Genomic DNA, 25,975 nt, shown 5'->3' with positions numbered 1-25,975 from the left:
CTGCTAAAATCAACAGCGTGAGGACTCAGGAGTTACATGGCTGGATATACGCTGATTTTAGCGATTTTGATCTTAGGAGGCATAATCGCGACGCTAGGCGATCGCATCGGCACTAAGGTTGGAAAAGCGCGGCTTAGCATATTCAAATTGAGACCGCGAGATACTGCTACAGTCGTGACGATCGCCACAGGGGGAATGATCTCTGCATCCACCTTAGGGATTTTATTATTGCTAAGTGGTCAGCTAAGGGATGGATTATTTCGTCTTGAAAGTATTCGCTCAGAACTAGCTAGCAGCCAAGAACAGAAGCAAAAAGTCGAAACTGAGCTAAATGCTGCGAAAACTGAACAGGAAAAAGCACAACAACGTCTAGGGCAAATTAATCAATCCTTAGTCCAAGCTTTGCGAAAACAGTCAGAGACACAAGCACTGTTGCAGTCAGTAGAGAGCAAATTTGAACAAGCTAACGAACAACTGCAAAAAGCCTCACAGCAGGAAGCCGATCTGCGCGATCGCATCCAAAGTTTAAGTGCTGAGCAAGAAAGTCTCCAAGCCGAAAGTAACCAACTGCGGGATGAAAAAGATCGAATTTCTACTGAGTTAGCCAGTATTTCCCGCGATCGCGAAACTCTCAAACAAAGGGTTGATGAATCCGAACAACGCTTGGTAGAAATTGAAAAACAACGGGTAGCCCTTGGAGCAGAAGTTGCTTCCCTCGAATCGGCTCGTGAGCAATTGCTCATTAGCCTTGAGGCTCTACGCAAAGGTAACGTGGCTATTTTCGCGGATCAAATTTTATCGATCGGAGTTGTGCGCCCAAATCTGAGCCAATCTGAGTTACGTCAAGCCAGCACCCAACTATTGCAACAAGCCGAGCGCAATGCCCGTGAACTGTTAGATTTTCTCCCCGATCAAGCTCCCAAAGAACCAGTCATCAAAATTACGGAAGCACAAATCGAAGGGTTGCTAGATCGGATTAAAGACGGACAAAGCTATGTGATCCGCATTCTATCTGCGGGTAACTTCCTCAAACGCGAGACCAGAATTGCGATCGCTGCCGATGTCACCCTAAACCGCCAAATATTTGCCCCTGGAGCTGAAATTGCTTCCTTACAATTTACCCCTGACCTATCACCACAGGCTCTTGCATCAAGAATTGAGCAACTATTTTTGTTAGTCAGTTTTCGCGCTCGCCGTGAGGGGGTGCTAGCTAATCCACTTACAGGGAAAGTTGGTAATTTTCCTCCTGAGGCTCTGACTGAGCTTTTTAAAGTAGTGAGTGAGCTGAAGACTCCCTATGAAATTAAGGCTGTAGCCAAGGAAGCCATTTTTCCCGCGAGTTCTCTGATTTTAGAGCTAGTAATTCGTCAAAATGGTGTTGAAATTGGGCGATTTAGTTAAAGCCCAGAAAGCTTAAGGTGGCGCGAAGCACTACCTTAAGCTTTCTGGACTTCAATAAGTGGCGGCGCTTCGCGCCCCCACTTATCTTTTATTGCTACAGCAAAAAAAGAGTTAGCTAGTACAAACCAAAACCCCAGAATCGAGTGGCGGCGCTTCGCGCCGCCACTCGATTCTGGGGTTTTATGTCCTGAGCAAAACTTGCTTTGCTGTATCTCTTGCGCTGTTAGGCGAAAACTATAAAATATACCTATGGCAAAAATATCTTTGTGCGATCGCTGTAATTTTTACTCTCACAGCCAATTTTTGGTTTGTGCAGTACATCCTTACGGGCCAGAGTGGGGGATTTGCTCTGATTTTGCCTCAGCAGAATTATGGGAACCTGATGATCCCCACAGCTATGATCCTGACATGGAATCAGAATGTGGCTGGCATCCCATCTTTACAGGAAAATGTCCAGAATGCCGCACTCCTTTTTCACGAATGCGGATACCACCTGAGCAATGGCGTTGCAAATGCTGTGGCTGGGAAGATGATTTGTAGTTAGTATTTGCGTTGCAAATTTTGATTACTCCTTGCGATCGCTCCAGATATCACGACCTTTAACGTTAGCAATGGTAGTCAATACCGCCGCTGCCGCCGCCATAATATCGCGTTCCTCACCACCGAGATATAAACGCCCAAAGCTACCTACCGCAACAATTTCGAGAATATTAATGGAGGCAGCTTTTTCGGCTTCATTAGCCGCAAGAGCCGCATAGGCGGCAGGCTCCACTTCCATAATGTACAGAGTTTGCCCCGACAACAACATTTGACCACGCCGAAAGCGATTAATTAGCTGGGTTTGATGCGCGTCTACATTACGAATAATTTGACTAGATAACAATCTTGGCTTAATCCGATCCTCTTCAGTTACGCCCAACATCTCCAAAATGGCACGACCTGCGGCTTGGGTTTCGCCTTGACTTGCCGAATGAATTTCTAGTAATCCGTACAAGCGCTCAACAATTTGCACACCTGGGCGGACGGACGTGGATTTCAGCGCCACATCGGTAATGCGATTAATTTCAATACCTGGGGAAATCTCGATCCAGAGGGAGGTGTCACCTGGTAATGGCAAAAATCCTTGTGCGATCGTTCCTAAGTAAGCAGCATGTTGTTTCTGTAAGTTGTCTAAATAAACGTAGCTGCGTAAATCGATACCCAAAAATTTTTTCTCCCACGAGGCTTTGACTGGGTTTTACTAGCTGTTTAAATCAAGAAATTAGTTAGCTACCCAACATGTAATTTTATAGCAATAGCACCAAAAAAAAGAGAGGACGCAGCACGTCCTAGCAATTCTCATTATGAAACCGATTTTGGTGTTTCCAGCACCTTAGGCGCTGGAAACACCAAAATCGGTTTTTTGAAAGCCTGCCAACGGAAGGCTTTCAAAAAACCGATTTTTATAAATAAGAATTGCTGTCTGAGTCCTCTTTTTTTTGTGCTATTGAGACAAGGGGCTTAAGCCCCTTGTCTCAAAGAAATCTATAAACCAGCTTGGGCTTTAGCCACTACTTGACCATCTTTAAACTCAATGATGGCATTACTACCCTGAGGATTTTTCCACGAATAAACCTTTCCAATACTATTGTTGGAATTATTCTCGGCAATAACCTGACCAGATTTACCAAGAATCTTTTCCACCTGCTCAATGGTCATTCCTTTTTTGATGCGATTAAACTTTTCTAAATTCACCAATTCTGGTTCTTGCACACTTAAAGTCGGAGCGATCGCCTCAACTGATAGCGAAGGATCGACTTTAGTAGATGGGGTAGTGAGGACGGATGGTTCAATCGTCTGAGTAGAGGTGGGTTTAGTTGTAGCTGTTGGATTTGTTACCACCTTGTTTTCCGTAGATGAGTCCGAAACTGATGTAGCAGAACTTGCCTCAACTACCACCCTAGAGGTGATGGCTCTAACAGAAGCGCCAATCCCTAAACCTAACAAGACAATCGATAGTCCCACCAATACCAACTGCCAATAATTACCAATTGACTGAGTTTTTTGCTGATGATGATTGGTACGCACAAGGGATGAACTGCTTACTCTCTTAGATGGAGCAGGCTCTAGATCAGAATTTGGTAAATGATTTTGAGCTTGATTATGGGTTGGTGCAATTTTTGAAATCGCTTGTTGCAAGACAGAATGTTTAGAAAGTTTTGGCTCTGGCGCTCTTGTTTCTGGCGATCGCGTACTAGCCACCTCTGGCTCTAGGTCAGAAATGTTGCTGGGTGATGATTTAGGCAAATCTAGCATAAATTGCTCCGTCCATAGTAGGCGATGCTCATGCATTTCTTGATCATTGCGCCAACAGTGAATTTTAAATTTAGCTACTGATTTTACATGCAAATTTTGAAGTTTGCTATGGACTAATGTCAGCAATTTTTCTTTGTCAATGGCAGAATCTGTCCGAATTTGTAGCTCAAGGCTACTATCGACAATTTCCACAGCCACATCAAGTTTCTCCATGTCAAGGGGCTGTAATTCCTGACAAATAATTTCGGCGATCGCCTTGGGATCTCGTTTATGGGCAAGTTCGGCAATCGAAAGCATACTTGACTAATCGTCCTAGGCTAATAGTGAATAGCTGTATAACTACTTTTGGCTATTCTTGGCTATCTTAATTTCAATACATTACACTTGCCAATTGAAAGCTGCGATCGGCTAAATTGCGTGATTGTATCAAATATTCATTATATAGATTATTCTCAAAAAGTCGAGTCAGCAATTCTCAGTATGAAACCGATTTTGGCATTTCCAGCGCCGAAGGCGCGGGAAATACCAAAATCGGTTTTTTGAAAGCCCGCCAACGGCGGACTTTCAAAAAACCGATTTTTATAATGAGAATGGCTGAAGTCGAGTGGGGCACTTTGCACTCCGCTCGACTTTTTGACAATAATCATCAGACTCTAAACACTCTATGTATTTCTCGACACATACAACTTAATAAATTTCGGTCTTGTGCATCACAAAGGAGATAAATCCTGATAGGGTTAATTTGGAAACTGTAACTCAAAATTTTTGTAACCCACAGAATTCATGAAAGTACTGGTAATTGGTGGCGACGGTTATTGCGGATGGGCGACAGCTTTACATCTTGCTAATAAGGGATATGAAGTTGGAGTATTAGATAGCCTAGTTCGCCGACATTGGGACAATGAGTTAGGTGTTGCAACTCTCACACCGATCGCCTCTATTCAAGAGCGGATATATAAATGGCAAGCTGTTTCAGGTCAGAAAATTGATTTGTTTGTAGGCGACATCACTAACTACGCATTTTTACAGAGTACATTTCGTAGTTTTGAACCTGACGCACTAGTGCATTTTGGAGAACAGCGTTCAGCCCCATTTTCCATGATCGATCGCGAACATGCAGTCCTAACCCAAGTCAATAACGTTGTTGGTACGCTCAATTTACTGTATGCCATCAAAGAGCATAACCCTGACTGCCACCTAGTCAAACTTGGCACAATGGGCGAGTATGGCACTCCCAATATTGATATTGAAGAAGGCTACATCACCATTGAGCATAACGGTCGTAAAGATACCCTGCCTTATCCCAAACAACCAGGCAGTTTCTACCATCTCAGCAAGGTTCACGATAGTCATAACATCCACTTTGCCTGTAAGACATGGGGATTAAGAGCGACTGACCTAAACCAAGGCGTGGTCTATGGTGTACTTACGGAAGAAACTGGCACTGATGAGTTACTGATTAATCGTCTTGATTATGACGGTGTATTTGGCACAGCCCTCAACCGTTTTTGTATCCAAGCAGCGATCGGACATCCTTTGACAGTCTATGGTAAGGGTGGACAAACTCGCAGTTTTCTAGATATTCGCGATACAGTGCGCTGTATTGAATTGGCGATCGCGACACCTGCGGAAGCTGGCAAAATGCGCGTATTTAACCAATTTACTGAGCTTTTCTCAATTCGCGATCTTGCGTTTATGGTGCAGAAAGCTGGACAAACTCTAGGAATCAAAGTCGAAGTGCAAAATATCGACAATCCCCGTGTTGAGCTAGAAGAGCATTATTTCAACGCCAAAAACACCAATCTGCTCGATCTTGGCTTGCAACCTCACTTCCTATCTGATGCGCTAATCGACTCACTGCTCAACTTTGCAATCAAATATCGCGATCGCATTGACCAAAAGCAAATTTTGCCAAAAGTAAAATGGCGAGCCTAGTTGCCTAATGTAGCTGTCGTCAATTACCCAAAAGGAAAGTAGCACCGCTACTTTCCTTTTGGGTTTAGTCCCTGCGGTAGAAGCTTTAAATTCAGAAAAGAGGTATCTTTAATTACATAACAAAGTAATTGTCAAGCCCTTCTTACCGAACCTACCATGACATCTTCTACAAAAACTTTGCGCGTTTTGGTGGTGGATGACCACGAACTGACACGGTGTACTTTACAGCTAGCACTTTCACTACAATCTTGTATTGATGTTGTTGAAGTTGCAACTAACGGCAAAGAAGCGATCACTAAAGTACAAAACAATGAACCTGATGTTGTGGTCATGGATTTACACATGCCTATAATGGATGGTTGGACTGCTTCCAACGCCATTAAAACCAAATATCCTCATATTAAAATTGTCGCTTACTCAGCCGCTGATGGTGGCAAAGCTCAGGCTCTTTCCAATGGCGCAAATATTGATGCTTTTTGTGACAAAGGCGCTTGTACTCGTAGTTTGCTAGAAGCAATCAAAAGTGTGGCTTAAATACCAATAAAAAAGAGTCGGCGCTTTTGCACCGACTCTTTTTTATTGGGCGGTTTTACGGGGGGCTAATAACTTTGCAGCAAGGATGCCACCAATAAAACCAAACAAATGCCCCTCCCATGAGATATATGATCTTGTTGGCAATACTCCCCAAATCATGCCTCCATAGCCAATTGCGATCGCAATCGAAATAGCGATCGCCACAAAGCTTCTTTCAAAATAGCCGCGAAATAGTAGATAGCCAAAATAGCCAAAAATTACCCCACTTGCCCCAATATGCACAGAATTAGGTCTACCAATTAACCAAGTCCCCAGACCGCCCACCAATGCCGACATGAAAGATACAAAATAAAAGTCCTTGGTGTTTCTCAACATCACCATCCAGCCCAAAATCACAAACGGGACAGTATTTGCTGCAATATGATAAAGATTTCCATGGAGAAATGGTGCGAATAAGATCCCGCGCAACCCGATAAATCTATGCGGTAAAATTCCCAGAGCATTAAGTCTGCCCCCAAAAATTACTTCATTTAAGATAAAAACAATCCAAAAAGTCGCTACCGAAGCTGCCAAGATTTTAACTTGAGTTTTTAGCTCACCACCAATAGCTTGCAGATTTAGCTTCATGATTTTTACACCGAATCATAAGTTGATTGCATCTTTACACAGTCTAAATCATAGCAATCCTAGCTTAAGATGCTTTACGGCTATAGTCCAACGCATTCCCCGAATGGCATATAGCAATCTAAGTTTTGCTTACCCAAAAGATGAGTGGCGGCGCGAAGCGCCGCCACTCATCTTTTGGGTTTTATGTCCTAAGCAAAACTTAGATTGATATAAATCCATAAACTTAAGGCTTCTCAATAATTCGGATATTTACGTATTGATCGTTTTTCATCTTTTCTTTGATACGTTTTTCAATTTCCTGTTCTTGCTTCTTTTGGGCATCATTGAGAGCCTGACTAATCCACAAACAGTAACCAACGATTATAGCGCCAAAAAATTCCATGTAAATTCCATGTAAATTTATGGAAATGGATAGTACAGTAGGGCAATTTTATTAGTCAAGTAATTAGCTATAAAAACATTAGAACTTAACATTTAGCAATCAAAAACAACTTAAAGCTAGGGCTACTGCCAAGCAAAAGATTTAACTGTATAGCTTTCAGGGCTTCATCAATCTAGCGATCGCGATATATTTAGCTTTGGGGATTGATTGAATTTTGATACTTTCATTACATTTTATTTTAACGACAAGCATTTTGTATGTTATGTTGTTACATGGCACAAGAGTGTCATATCAATTTGATTAATCGCAGGTAGCACGTAATCAATAGCTCCAATTTAAGCTAACAAGTAGCAAACAAGTTTTTTAAACAAGTTTTTTGTAGCGGCTGCTCTAGTCACCTGCTGAAGATTTTATAGCGTAGAGGTTTTCTATTATCATGTCCATTCGCCTTTATGTTGGCAACTTGCCAGCAGAATTAGATCGCCAAGCTCTAGAAAAAATTTTCAATGAATCAGGTGATTCAGTATCTTTGAAAGTTATAACCGATCGCAAAACAGGCAAATGCCGTGGTTTTGGTTTTGTGACTGTCGGCTCTGATGAAGTTGCTGACATCGTCATTGAGAAATTTAATGGTTATGACTTCAATGGTGCTGTATTGAAGCTAGAAAAAGCTTTGCCTCGCACTAAAGGCAAAGCCGAAGATGGTTCTGATTTAGAAGAAGGTGCTGATGACTCATCTGAGTCAAAGAGCGAGTCTTCGGTAACAAGTACAGTTGATGCTCCAATTAAAGCAGCAGCGAAACGCAAAAAACGTAATAACAACAACAAGAAGACCACTGGCAGCACATCTAGCTCCAGTAGTTCTTCCGAAGCGCATCAACCCGATCCCCGTTGGGCTTCAGACCTAGAGCGTTTGAAGCAGCAACTTCTAGAAGCTCAGGGTGCAGCTAAGTAAGCACCATAAAAAGCATCGCTAAACGATGCTAAAAAAAGAGAGTCGGCGCAAAGCGCCGACTCTCTTTTTTTGAAACTAGATAGGCTGTTTAGGATAGTAAGGGCGTTCGTCTGTTAAGGGAGGACGCAACCAAAATCTAAGTGTGTAAAAGACTAATTCTTTGATTTCTGTCCATACTCGTTCAGACTTAACAAAAGCTTCGGCATTAAATAGAAAATATTGTGGCTTGAGTCTAAACTGTTTACCAATCGGCCAAGGACATTGCTCTGCGAGATTACTATGGCTCTCAGAGGGATAACTAGCTGTTGTCAGAGAGGCATTAAGGTCTTGGTTTCTAAAAGACAAAAAAGCACGAGTTGCTTCAGTAGGAGAAGTAATTAATAAAATTCTGCGACTATTACGGGTATCCTCGGCGATTAGCTTATTTGTTTCTAGAGATTTAATTAGCTTACTAATTTCCTCGCCACTACTGCGGATAGTCATACCTGATGGCTCAATAATCACAAAAGGGCGAATGAAAGAAATATTTGGAAAACTAGTCAATGCACTACACATTTGATCAGCTTCGGTGAGATCTACTTCAGGAATACCTTCGCTAGGACTGGCGGGATTGGTAAAGAAGCCTTCATAGCGTGGGTCATAGCGCAATCCAACGTTGGGTAGACCTGCACGAGTGGCAATCTGATCTCTGACATTTTCTTTAGTGCGCGTTGGAGGAGAGGGTGGTGATGTCAAGCATGGATATCCTTTAGTGGATGGATAAGATGTACGTCTACCGCCACTTAAGATGATGTATGGTTTTTTCTGCATATCAGCTTCATTCCATAATCTGATCGCTTCTTGGAGCCGTGGTTCATAGGGATGATTTTCCGCAAGGACAACAATGAGATCGTAGACTCCGCGTTTAAAATCCAGCAGTTCTTGATCTGACAAATTGCGAACTGGGCGACGGTAAGATTGCTCGATCGCATTGGCTCCTTGCTGTTCTAAATAGCAGGTAAATAGTTCTGAGGTGGCGTTGTTTGTGGCGATCGCAAAGATCAGTAAAACTATTAATATTTCCTTGGTAACTGTGGCAACTTTCTCCGAAGCGCCTTTATTATCAACCTTATCACCACTTTTAATTTTTAGATCCTTGAGCCTTAACCAGAAGTTAAAGAACAGCAAAAGTAGGATAATTCCCACTAGCGTAAAGGGGAACGTGAGGAAATCAACAATAATTCTGGGGATCGGTTCTTCAACAAATCTGAAGTTCGCAAAAATAATTGCGATTAACGCCGTAAATATGACTAACCCAAAAAGACGAAACCAGTCTTTGGGAATAGCTCTAAACAGAATTACGAAAATTGGGATTGCAATAATCCAAATCAGAATATTGGTTAATAGATCAAACACTACCCCTCCAAAATTCTTTACTATTGCTTGTGAAGTAAAAAACAAGAGAGAATAAGGTGCAAAGCGCCTTATTCTCTCTTGTTTTCTGCTTGTGTCCCATGCATCATGACGGCTATTAAAATGTGTCAGTGCAATATGCTAGTCAATAGGGTTACATCTGTAAAGGGTTTTAGTCAGGTTTTATCAGACTTTTTCTGGCAAATGTATAAATTTAGACTTAGTACTTTGCTATGTATAGCTATAGCCGCCTGTATCAGGACAAATCAAAACCCAAATAGTGTGAGGCGGCGCGAAGCGCCGCCTCACACTATTTGGGTTTTATGTCCTACTAAGAATGACGACAGCTATAACTGTGCAAAATGAATTAAAACCCGTAAAGTTACGCCCCTGTGGGGCGTAACTTTACGGGTTTTAATTTGTGATTAATTATGCCTAGCTACTTATGGCGCTAAATTTATAGGTTTTAATAAGATAGGCACTTCGTGTCTCTTTTATTTTTGATATCAACAATATGTCCGCTAAAGAAGAGTTACGTTTACCCAGTTGGTTGCGCCCACAAATCGGCAAAGCTGATGAAATCTCTGAAGTTCAGCAAATTATTAAGCAGCGAGGAATTCATACTATTTGTGAGGAGGGGCGCTGTCCCAATCGTGCGGAATGTTATGCCCAAAAGACGGCAACTTTTTTATTAATGGGGCCAACTTGTACTCGTGCTTGTGGATTTTGCCAAGTTGATAAGGGGCATAAGCCCATGCAACTTGATCCTGAGGAGCCGAAGAAAGTAGCCGAAGCTGTAAATTTATTGGGGTTGGATTATGTGGTGTTGACTTCGGTGGCGCGGGATGATTTGGCGGATCAGGGGGCTAGCTGTTTTGTGGATACGATGCAAGAGATTCGCCGATCGCGTCCTAATGTCAAAATCGAAGTACTAACTCCCGATTTTCGCGGCGATCGCCGTTGCATTGAGACGGTAGCTTTGGCTGCGCCTGTGTGCTACAACCACAATATCGAGACAGTAAAACGTCTACAGGGTAAAGTACGACGTGGGGCGAAATACGAGCGATCGCTGTCGGTTTTAGCGATGGTAAAAGAGATTGATTCACGCATTATTACCAAATCAGGGTTAATGGTGGGGCATGGCGAAACGGTGGAAGAGCTGACGGTGACAATGCAAGACTTGTATGCGATCGGTTGTAGTTCGCTAACGATTGGACAATATTTACGTCCATCCCTTGAGCATTTGCCTGTACAGAAATATTGGACTCCTGAGGAGTTTGATGAGCTAGGGGCGATCGCTAAGCAGATTGGGTTTGCCCATGTGCGATCGGGAGCTTTGGTACGCAGTTCCTATCATGCCAGCCAAACCTTATAAAAACGCTCCCTACGGGAGCAGCAATTCTCCTTATGAAACCGATTTTGGTGTTTCCACCGCCTTCGGCGGTGGAAACACCAAAATCGGTTTTTTGAAAGCCCGCCAACGGCGGACTTTCAAAAAACCGATTTTTATAATTAGAATTGCTGCTACGGGAGCATTTTTATCGCAAAAAAATAGCGGGTCATGGCAACGTCAGTAAATCCACTTCCCGCTAACTCTTGTTCAATGAAACAATTGAGACGCATGTATAACTTCCCACGAAGCGAAAAGGGTTTTCATCAGCTAAAGCGCTTATTTGAAATGCTTTCTATATAAGCATTTTGGCTTGATTCAGAAATTTTTAATACTGTATTAAGAACCAAGGGGCTTAAGCCCCTTGTTACCTAGTGATTTCTAATTGCTGTACCAAATGCTTTCGATGCGATCGCTAATATCTATAGCCCTATCATGAGTCTCAGACAAAATTGTAACGTGACCAAGTTTGCGTCCGACTGAAGAACTCTTCTTACCGTACCAATGAATATGAGTATTAGGGAAACTAGCAATCACCTTGCGTTTTTCTAAATAATCAGCATCTATACCCAATGTCTTCTCAAAACCCAGCAAATTGACCATCACAGCTACAGGAGCAACCATCGAGACGCTACCTAATTGCATCCCACTAACAACCCGCAATAACTGGTCAAATTGCGAAGTTTGACATCCTTCGATGGTGTAATGTCCTGAGTTGTGTGTACGTGGCGCAATCTCATTAACGCTGACTTCGCCTTCTGCGGTTAAAAAGAATTCGATTCCAAATATTCCGATCGCCTTTAGGGTAGTCAAAATTTGTTTGGCTATGGTTTCCACTTTTTTACTAATAGTGGGGTCAACCCTTGCAGGGGCGATCGTGCGACGACAAACTTGATTGGTTTGTAGCGTTTCGACAACAGGATAAATGGCGATTTCACCTGATTCTGATCGCGCCGCAATCACAGCAAGCTCTCGCTCAAAGGGAATGAAGGCTTCAGCGATCGCAGGGGCTTGATGCATACTTTCCCAAGCCGATCGCAATTCAATTTCATCAGCGATTACCCAAGTACCTTTGCCGTCATAGCCATGTCTTCTAGCTTTGAGGACTAAGGGATAACTTAATTTTTCAGCCGCCGCTAACAGTTCTAATTCTGTCTCCACGCTATAAAATTCGGGTGTGGGAATATGATGTTTGCGAAAATGTTGACGTTGATTTAGCTTATCGACGGAGATCGCCAAGGTTGCTAATTTTGGTAAAAACAATAAGCGGCGCTCGCCTGTACCATCAATCAGTTTTTGTAAAGCAACCAGATCGACAAATTCATTCTCAAAGGTAATCACTTGGCAATGCTCGGCAAGCTTGGCGGTAGCACTAGCGTCATCAACCTTACCGTAAATCACGCGATCGGCAACAGTTACGGCTGAGTCATCAGGACTTGATGCTTGTACAGTTAGCTCAATGTTAAGATGCTTGGCAGCGATCGCCATCATCCATGCCAGTTGTCCACCACCAATCACCCCGATTTTTTGTCGAGTACCCACTACAAAATCCCTAAATCAATATTCGTATGACAAATAGCTTCTCATTATAGCTTTACTGTTCACACTGAGATACTTTCGGCGTGAACAAGTAATTCTCATTAAGAGGTGTTTCCAGCGCCGAAGGCGCTGGAAACACCTCTTAATGAGAAAGCCGTATTTCATCGTAGAGGCAATTCATGAATTGCCTCTACGATGAAATACGGCTTTCAAGTCACTCCTGCTTAGCCAAATAAATGACATTGCTATACTAGAAGGATAAAACCCATAGATCGGGGCGGTAACGCACCACTCACTCTGCCCCAATCTATACTTTTCCAAGCTTTCAGTATCTCTTGGCTTTGTCGTTGCCCAAATTTTACTAAGGGCTATGGAATAATCACGACAAATTGAGATTTTGACTTTAGAAAATATGCCAAAACCACCTTTAGAACAACTTTTTTACTCTAGTCTAGTTACTGAACATATTGTGCCTAAAGGTCGTGACTTCGCTTTTAGGAGATGGCATACTCGCCTAGTGGAAATTACCAAACACTATGATGGCTTTCTGCGCTGCGATCTATGTCCGCCACTCAGGTGCAAAGATCCAGTTGTAAAGTGGTATTACATTATCCATTTTGATTCGCCTGAGCATCTTGATCAATGGATGGAGTCAAGCGATCGCAAGCAGTTATTAGAATCAGGACAAGAAATATTTTCGGCTTATCGATTTAAGTCTTTTACTACGGGTTTAGAAGGCTGGTTCTCAATGCAGTCAGGTTCTTCAGAAAATCAAGGTTTAGGTCCGCCGCGATGGAAACAGATTTTATCAGTGGTATTAGGGCTTTATCCTGTCGTTATGGTTCAAGCTATTCTCTTTTCAGTGCTGAGAATTATGCAATCTTGGTCATTGGCTAGCTCAATGATCATCAATAATTTAATTACTTCGGTGATCTTGAGTCTATTTGTGATGCCTTTCGTATCGCAACGTTTGAAATTTTGGTTACAACCCGCCTATCTACCGATATCACGCAAGACTAATTTAATCGGCACAGTCATTGTATTTACGAGTTTAGGATTGATGGTACTTGTATTTACTGGAATCTTGGGATTGGTTAAGCAATAATCAAGCCTCGCATAGCGAGGCTTTTAAAACCCATAAAGAAAAGGCGGTACGAAGTATCGCCTTTTCTTTGTGGTAGACATAGGAGTTAGGACGTAAAACCCAAGAATTGAGGGGTGGCGCTTCACGCCACCCCTCAATTTGTACAGGCATTAAGCAGGATTTTCTTGAGATACAAGAACTTCTTCCTTAGATCTCGGTAGCAACCAACTGAGCAGAATTGCTGTTAAGCCACCTGTTGAGATAGCAGATCCAAAGAGATTGCTAAAAATTGCAGGCTTATCAACAAAAATCTCAGGAGCAAATACCACTCCTAAGCCTAAACCTAAGGAAACAGCAACAATAATCATCGAACGACGATCCAGTCCTGCGGATACCACAATATTCAACCCAGCTACAGCGATCGAGCCAAACATAACGAGAGTTGCGCCGCCCAAAACGGGTTGAGGAATTGCTTGAAATACACCACCAATAACAGGTAACAATCCTAAGATGACAAAGATTCCAGCAACAAAGAAACCAACATAACGGCTTCCTACACCTGTCATTTGGATAACACCATTATTTTGACTAAAGGTTGTATTAGGAAATGTATTTAGCACTGCCGCAATCAATGAATTAACGCCATCTCCTAATACGCCACCTTTAATACGACGAATATATACACCACCCTTAACAGGTTCTCCAGATATAGACGAAGTAGCAGTCAAATCACCGACGGTTTCAATTGCAGTCAAAACGTAAATCAAAATGAAAGGTAAAAAAGCTCCAAAGTCAAAACTGATCCCATAACGGAAAGGAACAGGAAGCCTAAAGAAAGGAAGTTGACTAAGAGAGCTAAAGTCAATGATACCAAGGAATAGAGAGATAATAAAACCAACTACTAGCCCGATCGCGATCGCGCCCATTCTTAAAAATCGATTACTCGAAAGAGTTAAAAAAAGCACAATCAATAAAACAGTTCCGCCAAGGGCTAGATTTTGCAAACTGCCAAAAGAACCATCCTTTTGAGCTAAAGCCACAGCCCCACCAGCTAGGCTGATCATCCCAGTTTTAATTAGCCCTAAGCCAATGATCATCACTACCGTTCCTGAAACAACTGGAGTAATAATTTTGTCAAAGAGATGTAAAAATTGGCTCAAAATAATTGCTACAAAAGAACCAAACAAACAAACTCCAAAAATTAATGCTAGAGCTTGTTCTGGTGAACTTCCTTTTTGTAAGGCAACGGTTCCTACGCCTAAAATGGGACCGAGAAATGCAAAGCTAGTTCCTTGGAGACTCAGTAAACCTGAGCCAATTGGTCCAATTCTTTTACATTGAATATAAGTACAAATCCCTGAAGCAAAGAGCGACATGCTGATCAAATAACTAGTATTTGCTGCATCTAATCCCAAACTACTACAAATAATAATTGGAGGCGTAATAATCCCCACAAAAGCAGCAAGAACATGCTGAAAAGCTACAAAAATAGCTTCAACAACTGGTGGTTTATCATTTAAACCATAGATTAATCCTGATTTAGTTACCACGGGTGGCTCAGCAATATCTTCACCTAGTTGTTCTTCTGGGTTCAGTTCTTTATCTGCATCCATAATTTCTTGCTTAGATTGCTTGGAATATATGCTTGTATACTGTATACACTCTCGCAAAACTATTCCGCTAGAATAACTACAAAATCAGAAAATTAGATATGAACAAAAAAGCGGCGCGAAGCGCCGCTTTTTTGTTCATATCTATAAGAAATGCCACAATAAGGCTACGCCTTGTTGTATAGCTATTCAAGGGATAGCTAGAACATAAAACCCAAAAGATGAGTGGCGGCGCGAAGCGCCGCCACTCATCTTTTGGGTTTTGATTTGTCCCAAGCAAAACTTATGTTGCTATGGTTTCCTAAAAAAAACTTGAGCCTAATCGACGAATTAGATAAATTGACTCATGCCAAAGATGCTGAGGTGTAAGTCCAAAAAAAACTTTGGCTACAATAAGCCCGATCGCAATAACTACAAATGGAACGAACAGCGATCGCGCAACTTTCTCTAGCGAAGAAAATATAACCATTGAGGCAACTATTGCAGCTACCAGAAATAGCCAATCGGTGAGACGATGGGACATGAAGCTATCCATGCTTATTCTTTTTCCTCAATAGCCTTCATTTTTGCGGTAACTTTCTCGACTATTGACTCAGCCGAAGGCGCTAAGGGTGACTTATCCTTTGCCATTTGCATACCAGCAGTTATTTTTGCCCCAATTTCGGCGGAACTAGGAATAAATAGCTGTTTATTTTTCAAAAATAGTTGTTTCTTTTGAGCAGGGGTAAGGGTAGCGAAGATATCCTTTTTGGGAATAGCCTTAAATACAGTACTTAGCTTAGTTTTTTGGGCGGGGGTGAGAGTTATTGCCTTAAAAGCCTTACGAAAACTAGTTCCTGCGGCAATTTTAGCCGCAAAGTCTTCTTGTTGCTCTGGGGTCAAGACACTCTCAATTTGAGGCAAAATCTCAGTTTCTAATTGCTTAAGTAAGTTCGTTGATTCATCAACAGCTTTAGGCGCAGATACAGCCACAGGTTCAGATGCTTTAACTTCAGCCACAGGTTCAGATACTTCAGACTCTGTGGGAGATTCAGAAACATCTGCTACAGCGATGAGAGTTGTTAAATGCGAAGAGAGCGGATCAGCTTGAACACTGTTACCAGCAAACAGTCCTAAAAGAACTACCAAACTGATACAAATTGCTAGGAGACGTTGTTTCATTATTTTTCCTATGAAATTTTAAATGTTGGATCGATGAGTTTTGTAGTTGGAGTGAAATTTACACAGCGGTTCGGCGGCTATGATCGACAAATGCAGCGATCGCTAAAATTGTAATGATAATCAAAGGCAGAGACAGGCTCCACCAAGACTCAGAGACTAAAACAAAGCAAGCGGCAAGCAATCCACCCAAGGCAAAACCTGCGATCGTAGGAACAAATCGGCTAATTCTTTCCAAAGATTCCGATGCTTCTGTTTCCGTTGCTTCTGTTTGGGACTTTGCCAACTTCGCGCTAAGAAACTGCACCACATCAATGGTTAGTTGCGTAGTATTTCCAGTCATAACTGTCGTGGGAATGTAGCTCTTAAATACTCCTCTAGCTTCCTTCATCAAGGCATTTTGAATCGCCATGGCAATTACACCAGAGATACCAATGGGCAAGATTAATTCTTCTTGTACATCAAGTAAAAGGGCAGGTGAAAGGGTCATGCCCAGAGAGAGAAAAACCGCTAAAGCGATCGCCTCCGCAGTCAACAAAACTCCAAACACGCACCATTGCTGACTGCGAGAATAACGAGCTAGTAGAGATGTTAAAGCGACAGTTACTACAAATGTCGGCAACATCAACAAACGAGTAATAGTTGTCTCAGTGTCAGCACTAACAAACGAAGAACCAGCTAATGCAATGTTGCCAGTCACATGGGCTGTGAACAATCCAAACAAAATAATAAATGCAGAAGTGTCAACGAAACCAGCTACCCAGCTCAATAGAAATCCTGCTGGCCCGTCGCTGATTAAGTAAGCACTAAGGTTGAACTTGGACTGCGATCGCGGAATTGCCGAAGTCATTTTCTTGCCTTGAATTTAGATCTGAATAGATTATTTATCAAGTGCTAGGCGAAGCTGGTAAGTCCTTCTATCCCTAGCACTTAATTTAGAAAGCAAATAAAAACTCAGTTGTAAGACTAAGGGGTAACAGTGGATTCACTTTCTACAGGTGACTCTGTTGATGGCTCTACAACTGTTTCTTCAGTCTCTTTCAATTTATCTTCAGAAACTTCTTCAGCCGCTTCTTTTTCTGCTTCTTTAGCTTTCTTGGCTTCTAGCTTAGCGGCTTCTTTAGCTTTCTTGGCTTCTAATTTAGCAGCTTTCTTAGCGGCTTTTTCCGCAGCTTTAGCTTCTGCTGCTTCTAGATCAGCTGCTTCCTTCAGTTTTTTTGCTTCCAGTTTGGCAGCAGCTTTTGCTTTCTTTGCTTCCAGTTTGGCAGCAGCTTTTGCTTCAGGGGTTTCAGCAGTTGCTTCAGGTTCTACAACTGCATCTGCAACTAAACCAACAAAAACAGCACCATTTTCAGTCAATTGAATTGAATTTGTTAAGGATGCTTGTGCGTGAATAGGGTTGCCAAAAAATACACTCAACATTAGAACTAATGATAAGCACAGACTGTTAAATCTAGTAATTAGTTCAGAACTAGGTGATTTAAACATCTTCATAAATTTGTTCTTAAGCATACTTTTGCTCCACTGATTTTTGAGTACCGAAACTAACTAATAAGCTTAATCTAAAGGTGGTAGTTATACCACTTATTCACTAACATTAATACTGTTGAAAAAATGTCAGTGTAAAATAGATTGAAAAATTGTTTGCATGACAAAGAAGAGACATTAAATCAATGTACTTAATTTGCCATACAGATCTCATTACAACAGTATATTTACATAACAACGGTATTCTAAACTACTTTTTTGTTTAATCAACTAATTGCATTAGTGGCTTAAAATTTGTTTACATGTGGATCTCTAAAAGTAGTTAGTGTTAATTGATTTTTTGTGATTTTTATTAGAAATTGATTTTATGTGGATTAGATCTTAGCAATTTACTGGTTAATCAATGATTTGAAATAACATTAATTAATCTTGAATATTTTTTGCAATAGATATGAATACAAATTGTATTAAAGATCTAATGGTTGCAATTTTACAAATTATTTAAAGGTGCTACATTGCAATTTTCAATAGTTATTAGAATCAACATCTCAAGATGCTTTTGATATTCGAGCTAAAATTCGCTACACAATATTTAAGCCAGTAAGTAATAGCCAAGTAAGAACACTAAGAATAATGCCACTATCGTCTACAAAGGCTGAGGTATGGAAATCATCATAAATGTCGCCAATCTGTCTAATCAGAGCGCTGATAGTAAGAGCTGATTCAATCTACCCATTATTAATTAGGAGGTAGTAATGCCAATTCACGAAGGTGTAGCAATACTTTCGTGAATCAAAACCCAAACCCAGAAAGGCTTTTAAAAGCACAAAATGGCTTAGCCTTTCTATGCTTTGGCATAATTTACCTAGATAGCCTATGTATACTGTATACATAAAAAGTTGATATGGCAATATTTAGCCCAAAAGAATAAAGGCGACGCAAATCGCCGCCTTTATTCTTTTGGTTATAGCTACCGTCGATTGTGTTAGGACAAAATCAAAACCCAAGAAGAGAATGGCGGCGCGAAGCGCCGCCATTCTCTTCTTGGGTTTTATGCCCTCATACACTTGGCGACAGCTATAGGTAGTGTGTTTAACACTGAATTGTCGTAAAGTCTGACTCGTCGCCAAAATCCCTGAGATTAGAGACGGAATAATTCGGTATAGCAACTGTATGCTTGATACTATGCAAAATTTCTTGTGCTTCAGGTGAGTTTACCTGCGCTAAGGCTCTTAAAATAGCACTGCGAACTGAGCGATCGCGATCTTTTAGAGATTGAGAAAGATAGAATACAGCATCATGAGTGCCAATTTCCCCCAAGGCTAGTGCTGCGTCACAACGGACATAGGCGTATTCATCATCTCTTAGGACTTGAGCAAGCAGTGGTACGACCTCCTCCATACCAATCTGCCCTAAGGTACGGGCGGCAACGCTGCGCGTATGGCTAGAAGGATTGCTGAGCATTTTTGCCACAGGTGAAATTGCGGGAACACCAATGTTCTTGAGTGCTTGCACAGCTTGAGACTGAACACTAATATCACTATCAGTAAGTAAAGTCGCTAGGGAATTGGCTGATAGAGGGGATTTGATCTGACCTAACGCCCAAGCTGCTTCAAAACGAACCGATTTACTACCATGCTCAAGAGCTTCGATTAAGGTGGTAACCGCTAGGGGTGAACTAATTTGCCCAAGGGAGTGAGCAGCATGAACTTTTACCATGTCATCACTATTTTTTAAAGCCTCAACTAGGGGCGATACCGCAGGTAAACTTGCTCGACTCAGAGCTTTGGCGCTGGCTGCTTGAACTTGAATGGATGGATGATGTAATAGCTGTACGAGAGCGCTGATTGCCTCTGTACTACCAATCCAGCTTAGGGCGGCGGCGGCTTGCCAGTGAATTTGACGGTGAGGATTTTTAGTAGCGGCAATCAAAGGGGGAATCGCTACAGGCGATCGCAAATAGCCTAAGGCGATCGCCGCTTTTTTGGATATGGCAACTTCATCGCTTTCGAGACGCTCTAGCAACGCTGGTAAGACATTGTCACGGCAACGGATCAGTTTTTGTAAGGCTAGTGAAAATTGGTCAGAACGCACGGCTGCGTCGAACTCAGCTAAAATTGCTGACTCGCCCCCCAAATCTGGTGCAGACATCACATAACGATCTTCGGGAAGTGCATATCCGGGAGACACAGGAATCCGATAATCTTCTAACTTAGGTGGAGTGATTTTAGAATTGTTAGGGATTGCGGGTAGTTGCGGATCTGGTGCGGTCATAGTGGCTGTGTCCTATTAAGCATTGGTGCATGGTTTAGTCCCGTTACCCATTGCAGCAAACTTGAGCTTTACTGCTTTAACATTACATTTTACGAGAAGAGTCCCAAAAATTTTAAAAACCTACAGTGTTTTATGAAGATTGAGGACTTAGATGATCTATAAAAGTCAATTTTTACAAAGCTTTCAAAGCCAATCGATGGTTCGAGTAATTCTATAAAGCTTTGGATAAGCCCCTATAATTGTTAAGCTAAAAATTAAAATCAATAATCCAGCACAGGCTTTATCCCAATCCACAAAAATGTATAAGCACTTTTGTGGATTGAAAATCAAACCCAGTAAGGGTTGTAAAACATAAAATGGCTATGCCATTTTATGTTTTGGTATTAAAGCTAAAGCATAGAAATCAAAGGGGGTGCTTTGCATCCTTATAGATAGCTAGTCTCTGGTAGTGTGTAATCCCCAACTATGAACCAACTTCTTAGCGCCTTTACTTTGTTTTTAAGCCTCCTTGTGGAAGCGATACCATTTTTGTTGATGGGGGTTTTGCTGTCGGGAGTTTTACTAATCTTTGTAGATGAGCGGAAACTGATCGCGATTTTACCCAAAAATCCATTTTTAGGCGCATTAGCGGGTAGCCTACTGGGATTTATGTTTCCTGTGTGCGAATGTGGCAATGTGCCTGTGGCTAGGCGGCTAATCTCGCAGGGTGCGCCAATCTCAGTGGCGATAAGTTTTTTAATGGCTGCGCCAACGATCAATCCTGTGGTGATTTGGGCAACTTGGACAGCCTTTCGCGATCAGCCTGAAATTGCAGTTTTACGAGTTGTGCTGTCATTTATGGTTGCCAACATTGTGGCGATGGTATTTAGCTCTCAAAAGGATTTACGCGCCATTTTGCAACCCAATATTGCGATCGCTTTACCAGCACCCAAAGTCAAAGCAGGTGCTGTGCCTGTGGGGACATTCTTTTTAGGTGAAGATCGTAGCCAACCTTTAGATTTTGCGGGTTATGTATCAACTAGCAATCAAGTTGTAACTAAATCCTTGCCCGATCGCCTAAATCTCTTATTAGACAATACCCTCGCAGAAACGAGAGAATTAGGGGCGATTTTGGTAATGGGTAGTGCGATCGCCGCCGTTATCCAAGTCTGGGTTCCGCGCGATATTATTCTGAGTTTAGGTCAGGGGCCAGTTAGTTCGATTTTAGCGATGATGATTTTGGCGGCGATCGTTTCGATCTGCTCGACGGTGGATGCATTTTTTGCTCTATCCTTTGCCGCAACCTTTACGGGTGGCTCATTGCTTGCATTTCTCGTTTTTGGCCCAATTATCGATCTCAAGGCGATCGGCTTGATTTTAACGATTTTCAAAAAACGTGCAGTCATCTATATATTTTTACTGACCGCCCAGTTAACGTTTTTAAGCTGCCTATTCATCAATTTTCAGGTTCGCTAAAGAAAATCCAAGAACTCAAGCTCTTGGCTAAAAGCTAAAGTCATCTAAAGATGACTGAACAAAATCAACCCGTTTAACCCGTTTCAAAGGGTTTTATAGCGAACGCCCTGCACTTGAGTGCAGGGCATTCACAATATGTGTGATAGAGAGACAAGTATTGGGACTGAGGACAAATCTTCTCTCTGCGTAAGGTGAGTTACTATATGAGACGGGCAACTTTTATGTTGCTTGTGTTGCAAAGTTATTAAATCAAAGGTTGTCTGTGTCCGTGAGCGAATCTGTACTCGAAACAATTTCCGTTGCCTCCATTCCCAATGAAGCTTTAGTCAGTCTTGATCTAACAGATTTTTCGCTTAACTTGCCAGATCCTAATGATGAAGGTTTAGCGGAAGGTCAATTTTTAGCTGAAGTTGATCAGGCTTGGCAAGTATGCGATCGCTTTGATTTGCAGACCGATATTTGGCGCGGTAGAATTTTACGGACTGTACGCGATCGCGAAAAAGCGAATGGAGAAGGGCGCGGTACAGGATTTTTAAAATGGCTTCAAGAACGCGAAATTAGCAAGTCTCAGGCTTATTCATGGATTCAACTAGCTAACAGTGCCGATACCTTAATGGCGGATGGTCAGCTAGATGCGGATGATATCCGTCAATTTAGTAAGAGAGCTTTTTTGGAAACTGCCCAAGCTTCTACGGAAGTACAGCAATTGATTGTGGATGCGGCAAGAAATGGCGAAAAGATTACCCGTCGCGAAGTTCGGCAACTTTCCGATGAATGGACATCAATGAGTTCTGATCATCTTCCCGATGAGCTAAAAGAGAAAATTGCCGCCCATACAATTCCCACACGCTACGTTGCGCCCCTAGTACGCGAAATCGATAAACTGCCTGAAGCCTATCAAACTCCACTCAAACAGGCGATCGCCGATGGTTCTGATTTGGATAATATTAAACTTGTCACGGCTGATGCTCAAAGGCTAACTAAATATTTGACTAATACTGGTCAAGTCCAAGCGATCGCAAACCGTTCCGTTAATATCGATCTTGCCCTCGAAGAAGCCCTCAGATTGGGATGTCTCAAACTTGCCTCGGATTTAGTTAGCCAAGCCTCACAACTGGAACAGGCGATCGCAAAGCTATACAGCACATGGAAGCGTGTCTCGACATCAGCCGATCAGTTATATGTGGAAGCGGGTGCAAGTACACCGAATTTAATCGATTTGCTTAACTCTCTTGATTCCTTAGCTAGCCAAAATGTCGCGGTACAGATTGGGAATGATCGCTCAGGGCGGACAATTCGTTTACAAATTATTGAAGAAGATCAATAAATGCGGAGATGGAGCTTCCCGATTTTTTTCGATCAAATCTTTAGGTGAAAGAACCAAATTTTTGATAGGGCAGCTTCGCCTCGCTATCAAAAATTTGGTTCTTATTTTACGGCTAAGCCCTAATTGTTTGAGCCACTGCCGAAGGCAGTGGTTCACTTGAAAACCGCTATGTTAAAATCATCATCAATACAACCTAACTGGGTTAATCATGACTATTACGGTTAGCGCAAAGGCAAACGATCCAAAAAATAGCGTAGAAGTCAAGCCAGAAATTGAGTCTGATGTTTGGTTAAAAGCATCTTGGGATAAATTTCTAGCTCTTACTGAAGAGCCAAGCTTAGATAAAGCCCGATTTTACTACGACCAGAATTTAATGAGGATTGAAATGTCACCCGTTGGACCAATTCACGCTCATGAGAACTCGATTGTTTCTAACGCAGTTCGATTGTTTGCGACCCTTGCCAACATCATTATCTACGAGTATACAAACTGTAGTTTTCGGAAAAAAAATAGTGCTGAATTTCAGCCAGATATAGCTTTCTACCTAGGTAATGGATTAAAAATTCCACCTAGGAACAATTCTCCAGTTGATTTAAATGAGTTTGATTTGCCAACCCTAGTTGTGGAAATTTCTGCAACCACCATTCAAGATGATTTGAGTTACAAAAGACTACTCTATGAACGTTTAGAAGTTCAAGAATATTGGGCAGTGAATGCCAATACCTCAGAAGTATTTGCCTTTGCGATCGCCAATGGTCGTAGTGGTAGAATTTCGCAATCACAAGTTCTTGAAGGATTAGAAATTAACATAGTCGAAGAAGCCTTAAAGCGTAGCCAAAAAGAGGAAGATGATGGTGCGATCGCCCGATGGTTATTACAGACTTTCTCAAAATCATAATTTATGACAAATAGCGATTCTCTACAGCAAGCGCTGAAACAATATTTTGGGTACGAATCCTTTCGGGCGGGACAGCGCGAAATTATCGAAGCAAGTCTCGCAGGGCGAGACACTCTAGCGATTATGCCTACGGGTGGCGGTAAATCGATTTGTTTTCAATTACCTGCGTTACTAAAAACGGGTGTAACCATCGTCGTTTCGCCATTAATTGCTTTAATGCAAGATCAAGTGACAGCGCTCAAAGAGAATGGAATTGGCGCGACTTTTCTGAATAGTACCTTATCAGGAAGAGAGACTAATCAGCGATCGCAAGCTATTTTGAATGGAGCAATTAAATTAGTTTACGTTGCCCCCGAACGCTTATTTGCCGAACAGTTTCTCGAATTTCTAAATATTATTAAAAACAAAATTGGGATTGCAGGATTTGCGATCGATGAGGCGCATTGTGTCTCAGAATGGGGGCATGATTTTCGTCCTGAATATCGTCAGCTAAGTCGAATTCGGCAAATATTTCCTGATGTACCGATGATTGGCTTGACAGCTACGGCTACCGAAAGAGTACGTGAAGATATTAGCCAGCAGTTAGAACTAAAAAATCCCTATATTCATGTTGCCAGTTTCAATCGTTCTAATCTCTATTATGAAGTTGTTCCGAAGCAGGGTAATGAGCAAACCTATGTCAATCTCTTACGTCAAATCAAACGCCTACAGGGTTCAGGAATAGTTTATTGCCTCAGTCGTAAGCGCGTCGATGAAATAGCTAGCCGTCTCCAAGAAGATGGCATCGAAGCAATTCCCTATCATGCAGGATTAGGAAATAAAGAACGGGAAGAGAACCAAACACGATGGATTCGCGACGATGTACAGGTAATGGTAGCAACTGTTGCCTTTGGGATGGGAATTAATAAACCTGATGTAAGGTTTGTGATTCATTACGATTTACCACGCAATATTGAAGGCTATTATCAAGAATCTGGACGGGCGGGACGTGATGGTGAGGATTCTCACTGTACTTTATTTTTGGGCTATGGAGATCTAGAAACAATCAAGTATCTCATCGCTCAAAAAGTCGATCCGCACACTAATGAGCCATTAGAAGCGGAACAGAGAATTGCTCAACAGCAACTACGACAAGTAGTAGACTATGCCGAGGGTGTCGCCTGTCGCCGCACGATTCTCCTGCGCTATTTTGGCGAACATTTTCATGGAGATTGTGCCAATTGTGATAACTGCCTCACACCTAAGCCAATGGAAGACTGGACAGTGGAATCTCAGAAATTCCTATCCTGTGTGGCAAGGACAAAAGAGCGATTTGGAGCAGGACATATTATTGATGTATTGCGAGGTTCACGCAAAGAGAAGGTATTGCAGCATGGACATGAGAACCTCTCAACCTATGGTATTGGTAAAGATCGCAGTCTGGATGAATGGCGGCAATTAGGGCGATCGCTAATTCATCAAGGTTTCTTAACTCAAACCACTGATGGTTATGGCATTCTCAAGCTCAACGATCGCAGTTGGGAAGTAATGCGAAACCAACGAAATGTATTGTTACCAATAGAACGGGATACTGAGCCTGCCTCTGTTGCTGATCGCGAAAGCGTAAAAGAGAGATCCGTTGATGTTGATATTCTCTTTGAGAGATTGCGATTACTACGTAAAAATCTTGCCGATGAGCAGGAAGTACCGCCCTATGTGATTTTTAGTAATGCGACGCTTAATCAAATGGCAGAGCAACAACCCACTAATCGCAAAGATTTCGCTAAATTGTCAGGGGTTGGTGCGAAGAAGCTAGAGCAATATGCTGATGACTTCATCGCGATTATTCTCGAACATCATCTCAAATATCCGCCTGCGGAACCTACTGAATCAACTGTATCTAGAGTTAAACAGGAATCTACACCAAAATCAAAACTATCAAAAGCGAGTACACAGCGCGAAACCCTAGCCATGTATGAGAATGGCTTAGATATTGATGAAATTGCCCGCGATCGCGGACTGAAACCTGCAACAGTCTGGACGCATCTCGTCCAATTAATTGAAGCTGGTTATGCAATTAACTGCGATCGCCTTGTGCCACCAGAACGTCAAACCGTAATTTATGAAGCATTAGATGCGATCGGTGGGGATTCCTTACGCAATCTCTTTGATCATCTGCGCGAGGAATATACCTACGATGAAATTAAGATCATTCGCGCCATTTGGCAAAATGAAAAAGAACCTTTATAGCT

General features: G+C 42.0%; 24 protein-coding genes. 12 read left to right on the top strand and 12 right to left on the bottom strand.

What is annotated here, in order from left to right:
• Positions 1 to 36 precede the first annotated feature (36 nt).
• Together H6G05_RS04035 and H6G05_RS04030 are read left to right on the top strand one after the other, a co-directional pair.
• On the top strand, positions 37 to 1,401 hold the full coding sequence (locus H6G05_RS04035; protein ID WP_190576528.1) for a DUF3084 domain-containing protein: 1,365 nt from the start codon (positions 37 to 39) through the stop codon (positions 1,399 to 1,401).
• A gap of 249 nt (positions 1,402 to 1,650) precedes the next feature.
• A complete protein-coding gene (locus H6G05_RS04030; RefSeq protein ID WP_190576526.1) occupies positions 1,651 to 1,941 on the top strand; it encodes a hypothetical protein in 291 nt (96 codons plus the stop codon).
• A 25-nt stretch (positions 1,942 to 1,966) separates the two neighbouring features.
• Here the strand turns inward: H6G05_RS04030 and H6G05_RS04025 are convergent, their stop codons facing one another.
• Both H6G05_RS04025 and H6G05_RS04020 read right to left on the bottom strand, forming a co-directional pair.
• A complete protein-coding gene (locus H6G05_RS04025) occupies positions 1,967 to 2,605 on the bottom strand; it encodes a hypothetical protein (protein ID WP_190576524.1) in 639 nt (212 codons plus the stop codon).
• A gap of 320 nt (positions 2,606 to 2,925) precedes the next feature.
• The gene (locus H6G05_RS04020; protein ID WP_190576522.1) at positions 2,926 to 3,993 is read right to left on the bottom strand and encodes a hypothetical protein; all 1,068 of its coding nucleotides are present in this window, start codon (positions 3,991 to 3,993) and stop codon (positions 2,926 to 2,928) included.
• A gap of 486 nt (positions 3,994 to 4,479) precedes the next feature.
• Here H6G05_RS04020 and H6G05_RS04015 point away from each other — a divergent pair, with 486 nt between their 5' ends.
• Positions 4,480 to 5,631, top strand: a complete 1,152-nt coding sequence (locus H6G05_RS04015; RefSeq protein ID WP_190576520.1) for a UDP-sulfoquinovose synthase — start codon at positions 4,480 to 4,482, stop codon at positions 5,629 to 5,631.
• A gap of 156 nt (positions 5,632 to 5,787) precedes the next feature.
• Positions 5,788 to 6,165, top strand: a complete 378-nt coding sequence (locus H6G05_RS04010; protein ID WP_190576518.1) for a response regulator — start codon at positions 5,788 to 5,790, stop codon at positions 6,163 to 6,165.
• Positions 6,166 to 6,207: 42 nt separating this feature from the next.
• On the opposite strand, the gene H6G05_RS04005 is transcribed toward H6G05_RS04010, so the two are convergent.
• Together H6G05_RS04005 and H6G05_RS04000 are read right to left on the bottom strand one after the other, a co-directional pair.
• On the bottom strand, positions 6,208 to 6,792 hold the full coding sequence (locus H6G05_RS04005; RefSeq protein ID WP_190576517.1) for a rhomboid family intramembrane serine protease: 585 nt from the start codon (positions 6,790 to 6,792) through the stop codon (positions 6,208 to 6,210).
• 223 nt (positions 6,793 to 7,015) lie between these two features.
• Positions 7,016 to 7,174 (bottom strand): hypothetical protein, encoded by a 159-nt coding sequence (locus H6G05_RS04000; protein WP_190576515.1) that lies wholly within the window; start codon positions 7,172 to 7,174, stop codon positions 7,016 to 7,018.
• Between the two features lie 436 nt (positions 7,175 to 7,610).
• Here H6G05_RS04000 and H6G05_RS03995 point away from each other — a divergent pair, with 436 nt between their 5' ends.
• Entirely contained in the window at positions 7,611 to 8,129 is a 519-nt protein-coding gene (locus H6G05_RS03995) for an RNA recognition motif domain-containing protein (protein ID WP_094533156.1), read from the top strand.
• A gap of 75 nt (positions 8,130 to 8,204) precedes the next feature.
• On the opposite strand, the gene H6G05_RS03990 is transcribed toward H6G05_RS03995, so the two are convergent.
• Complete coding sequence (locus tag H6G05_RS03990; RefSeq protein WP_190576513.1) at positions 8,205 to 9,524, bottom strand: hypothetical protein; 1,320 nt, start codon at positions 9,522 to 9,524, stop codon at positions 8,205 to 8,207.
• A gap of 511 nt (positions 9,525 to 10,035) precedes the next feature.
• Here H6G05_RS03990 and lipA point away from each other — a divergent pair.
• Positions 10,036 to 10,896: a lipoyl synthase gene (gene lipA / locus H6G05_RS03985; RefSeq protein WP_190576511.1), complete on the top strand. Its 861-nt coding sequence runs from the start codon at positions 10,036 to 10,038 to the stop codon at positions 10,894 to 10,896.
• Positions 10,877 to 11,098: a hypothetical protein gene (locus H6G05_RS03980; protein WP_190576509.1), complete on the top strand. Its 222-nt coding sequence runs from the start codon at positions 10,877 to 10,879 to the stop codon at positions 11,096 to 11,098. The genes lipA and H6G05_RS03980 overlap by 20 nt, the downstream gene beginning before the upstream one ends.
• Positions 11,099 to 11,292: 194 nt before the next feature.
• On the opposite strand, the gene H6G05_RS03975 is transcribed toward H6G05_RS03980, so the two are convergent.
• On the bottom strand, positions 11,293 to 12,453 hold the full coding sequence (locus H6G05_RS03975; RefSeq protein ID WP_190576508.1) for a 5-(carboxyamino)imidazole ribonucleotide synthase: 1,161 nt from the start codon (positions 12,451 to 12,453) through the stop codon (positions 11,293 to 11,295).
• Between the two features lie 409 nt (positions 12,454 to 12,862).
• Here H6G05_RS03975 and H6G05_RS03970 point away from each other — a divergent pair, with 409 nt between their 5' ends.
• Entirely contained in the window at positions 12,863 to 13,555 is a 693-nt protein-coding gene (locus H6G05_RS03970; RefSeq protein WP_190576506.1) for a hypothetical protein, read from the top strand.
• 149 nt (positions 13,556 to 13,704) lie between these two features.
• Here the strand turns inward: H6G05_RS03970 and H6G05_RS03965 are convergent, their stop codons facing one another.
• From H6G05_RS03965 to H6G05_RS03940, 6 genes are all read right to left on the bottom strand, one after another.
• Entirely contained in the window at positions 13,705 to 15,147 is a 1,443-nt protein-coding gene (locus tag H6G05_RS03965) for a uracil-xanthine permease family protein (protein ID WP_190576504.1), read from the bottom strand.
• A gap of 298 nt (positions 15,148 to 15,445) precedes the next feature.
• The gene (locus H6G05_RS03960; protein ID WP_190576502.1) at positions 15,446 to 15,679 is read right to left on the bottom strand and encodes a hypothetical protein; all 234 of its coding nucleotides are present in this window, start codon (positions 15,677 to 15,679) and stop codon (positions 15,446 to 15,448) included.
• A gap of 2 nt (positions 15,680 to 15,681) precedes the next feature.
• Positions 15,682 to 16,305 (bottom strand): hypothetical protein, encoded by a 624-nt coding sequence (locus H6G05_RS03955; RefSeq protein ID WP_190576500.1) that lies wholly within the window; start codon positions 16,303 to 16,305, stop codon positions 15,682 to 15,684.
• A gap of 58 nt (positions 16,306 to 16,363) precedes the next feature.
• Positions 16,364 to 17,152 carry a YoaK family protein gene (locus H6G05_RS03950; RefSeq protein ID WP_190576498.1) on the bottom strand — a complete coding sequence of 263 codons (789 nt, stop codon included), beginning with the start codon at positions 17,150 to 17,152 and terminating at the stop codon, positions 16,364 to 16,366.
• 116 nt (positions 17,153 to 17,268) lie between these two features.
• Positions 17,269 to 17,796 (bottom strand): hypothetical protein, encoded by a 528-nt coding sequence (locus H6G05_RS03945; RefSeq protein WP_190576496.1) that lies wholly within the window; start codon positions 17,794 to 17,796, stop codon positions 17,269 to 17,271.
• Between the two features lie 1,086 nt (positions 17,797 to 18,882).
• The gene (locus tag H6G05_RS03940) at positions 18,883 to 20,064 is read right to left on the bottom strand and encodes a HEAT repeat domain-containing protein (protein WP_190576494.1); all 1,182 of its coding nucleotides are present in this window, start codon (positions 20,062 to 20,064) and stop codon (positions 18,883 to 18,885) included.
• Positions 20,065 to 20,529: 465 nt separating this feature from the next.
• On the opposite strand from H6G05_RS03940, the gene H6G05_RS03935 reads away from it, so the two are divergent.
• The 4 genes from H6G05_RS03935 (at position 20,530) to recQ (ending at position 25,973) form a co-directional block, all read left to right on the top strand.
• Positions 20,530 to 21,519 (top strand): permease, encoded by a 990-nt coding sequence (locus H6G05_RS03935; RefSeq protein ID WP_190576492.1) that lies wholly within the window; start codon positions 20,530 to 20,532, stop codon positions 21,517 to 21,519.
• A gap of 268 nt (positions 21,520 to 21,787) precedes the next feature.
• Positions 21,788 to 22,846 carry a hypothetical protein gene (locus tag H6G05_RS03930; protein WP_322096323.1) on the top strand — a complete coding sequence of 353 codons (1,059 nt, stop codon included), beginning with the start codon at positions 21,788 to 21,790 and terminating at the stop codon, positions 22,844 to 22,846.
• A 208-nt stretch (positions 22,847 to 23,054) separates the two neighbouring features.
• Positions 23,055 to 23,744, top strand: coding sequence for a Uma2 family endonuclease (locus H6G05_RS03925; protein WP_190576490.1), 690 nt, complete (start codon positions 23,055 to 23,057; stop codon positions 23,742 to 23,744).
• A gap of 3 nt (positions 23,745 to 23,747) precedes the next feature.
• Positions 23,748 to 25,973: a DNA helicase RecQ gene (gene recQ / locus H6G05_RS03920; RefSeq protein WP_190576488.1), complete on the top strand. Its 2,226-nt coding sequence runs from the start codon at positions 23,748 to 23,750 to the stop codon at positions 25,971 to 25,973.
• Positions 25,974 to 25,975: the final 2 nt, after the last annotated feature.

The organism is Phormidium tenue FACHB-1050 (assembly GCF_014696925.1).
Lineage (GTDB): Bacteria > Cyanobacteriota > Cyanobacteriia > Pseudanabaenales > Pseudanabaenaceae > Pseudanabaena.
The sequence above is the reverse complement of the archived record's forward strand: the minus strand, read 5'-3'. Positions and strand labels throughout refer to the sequence as shown.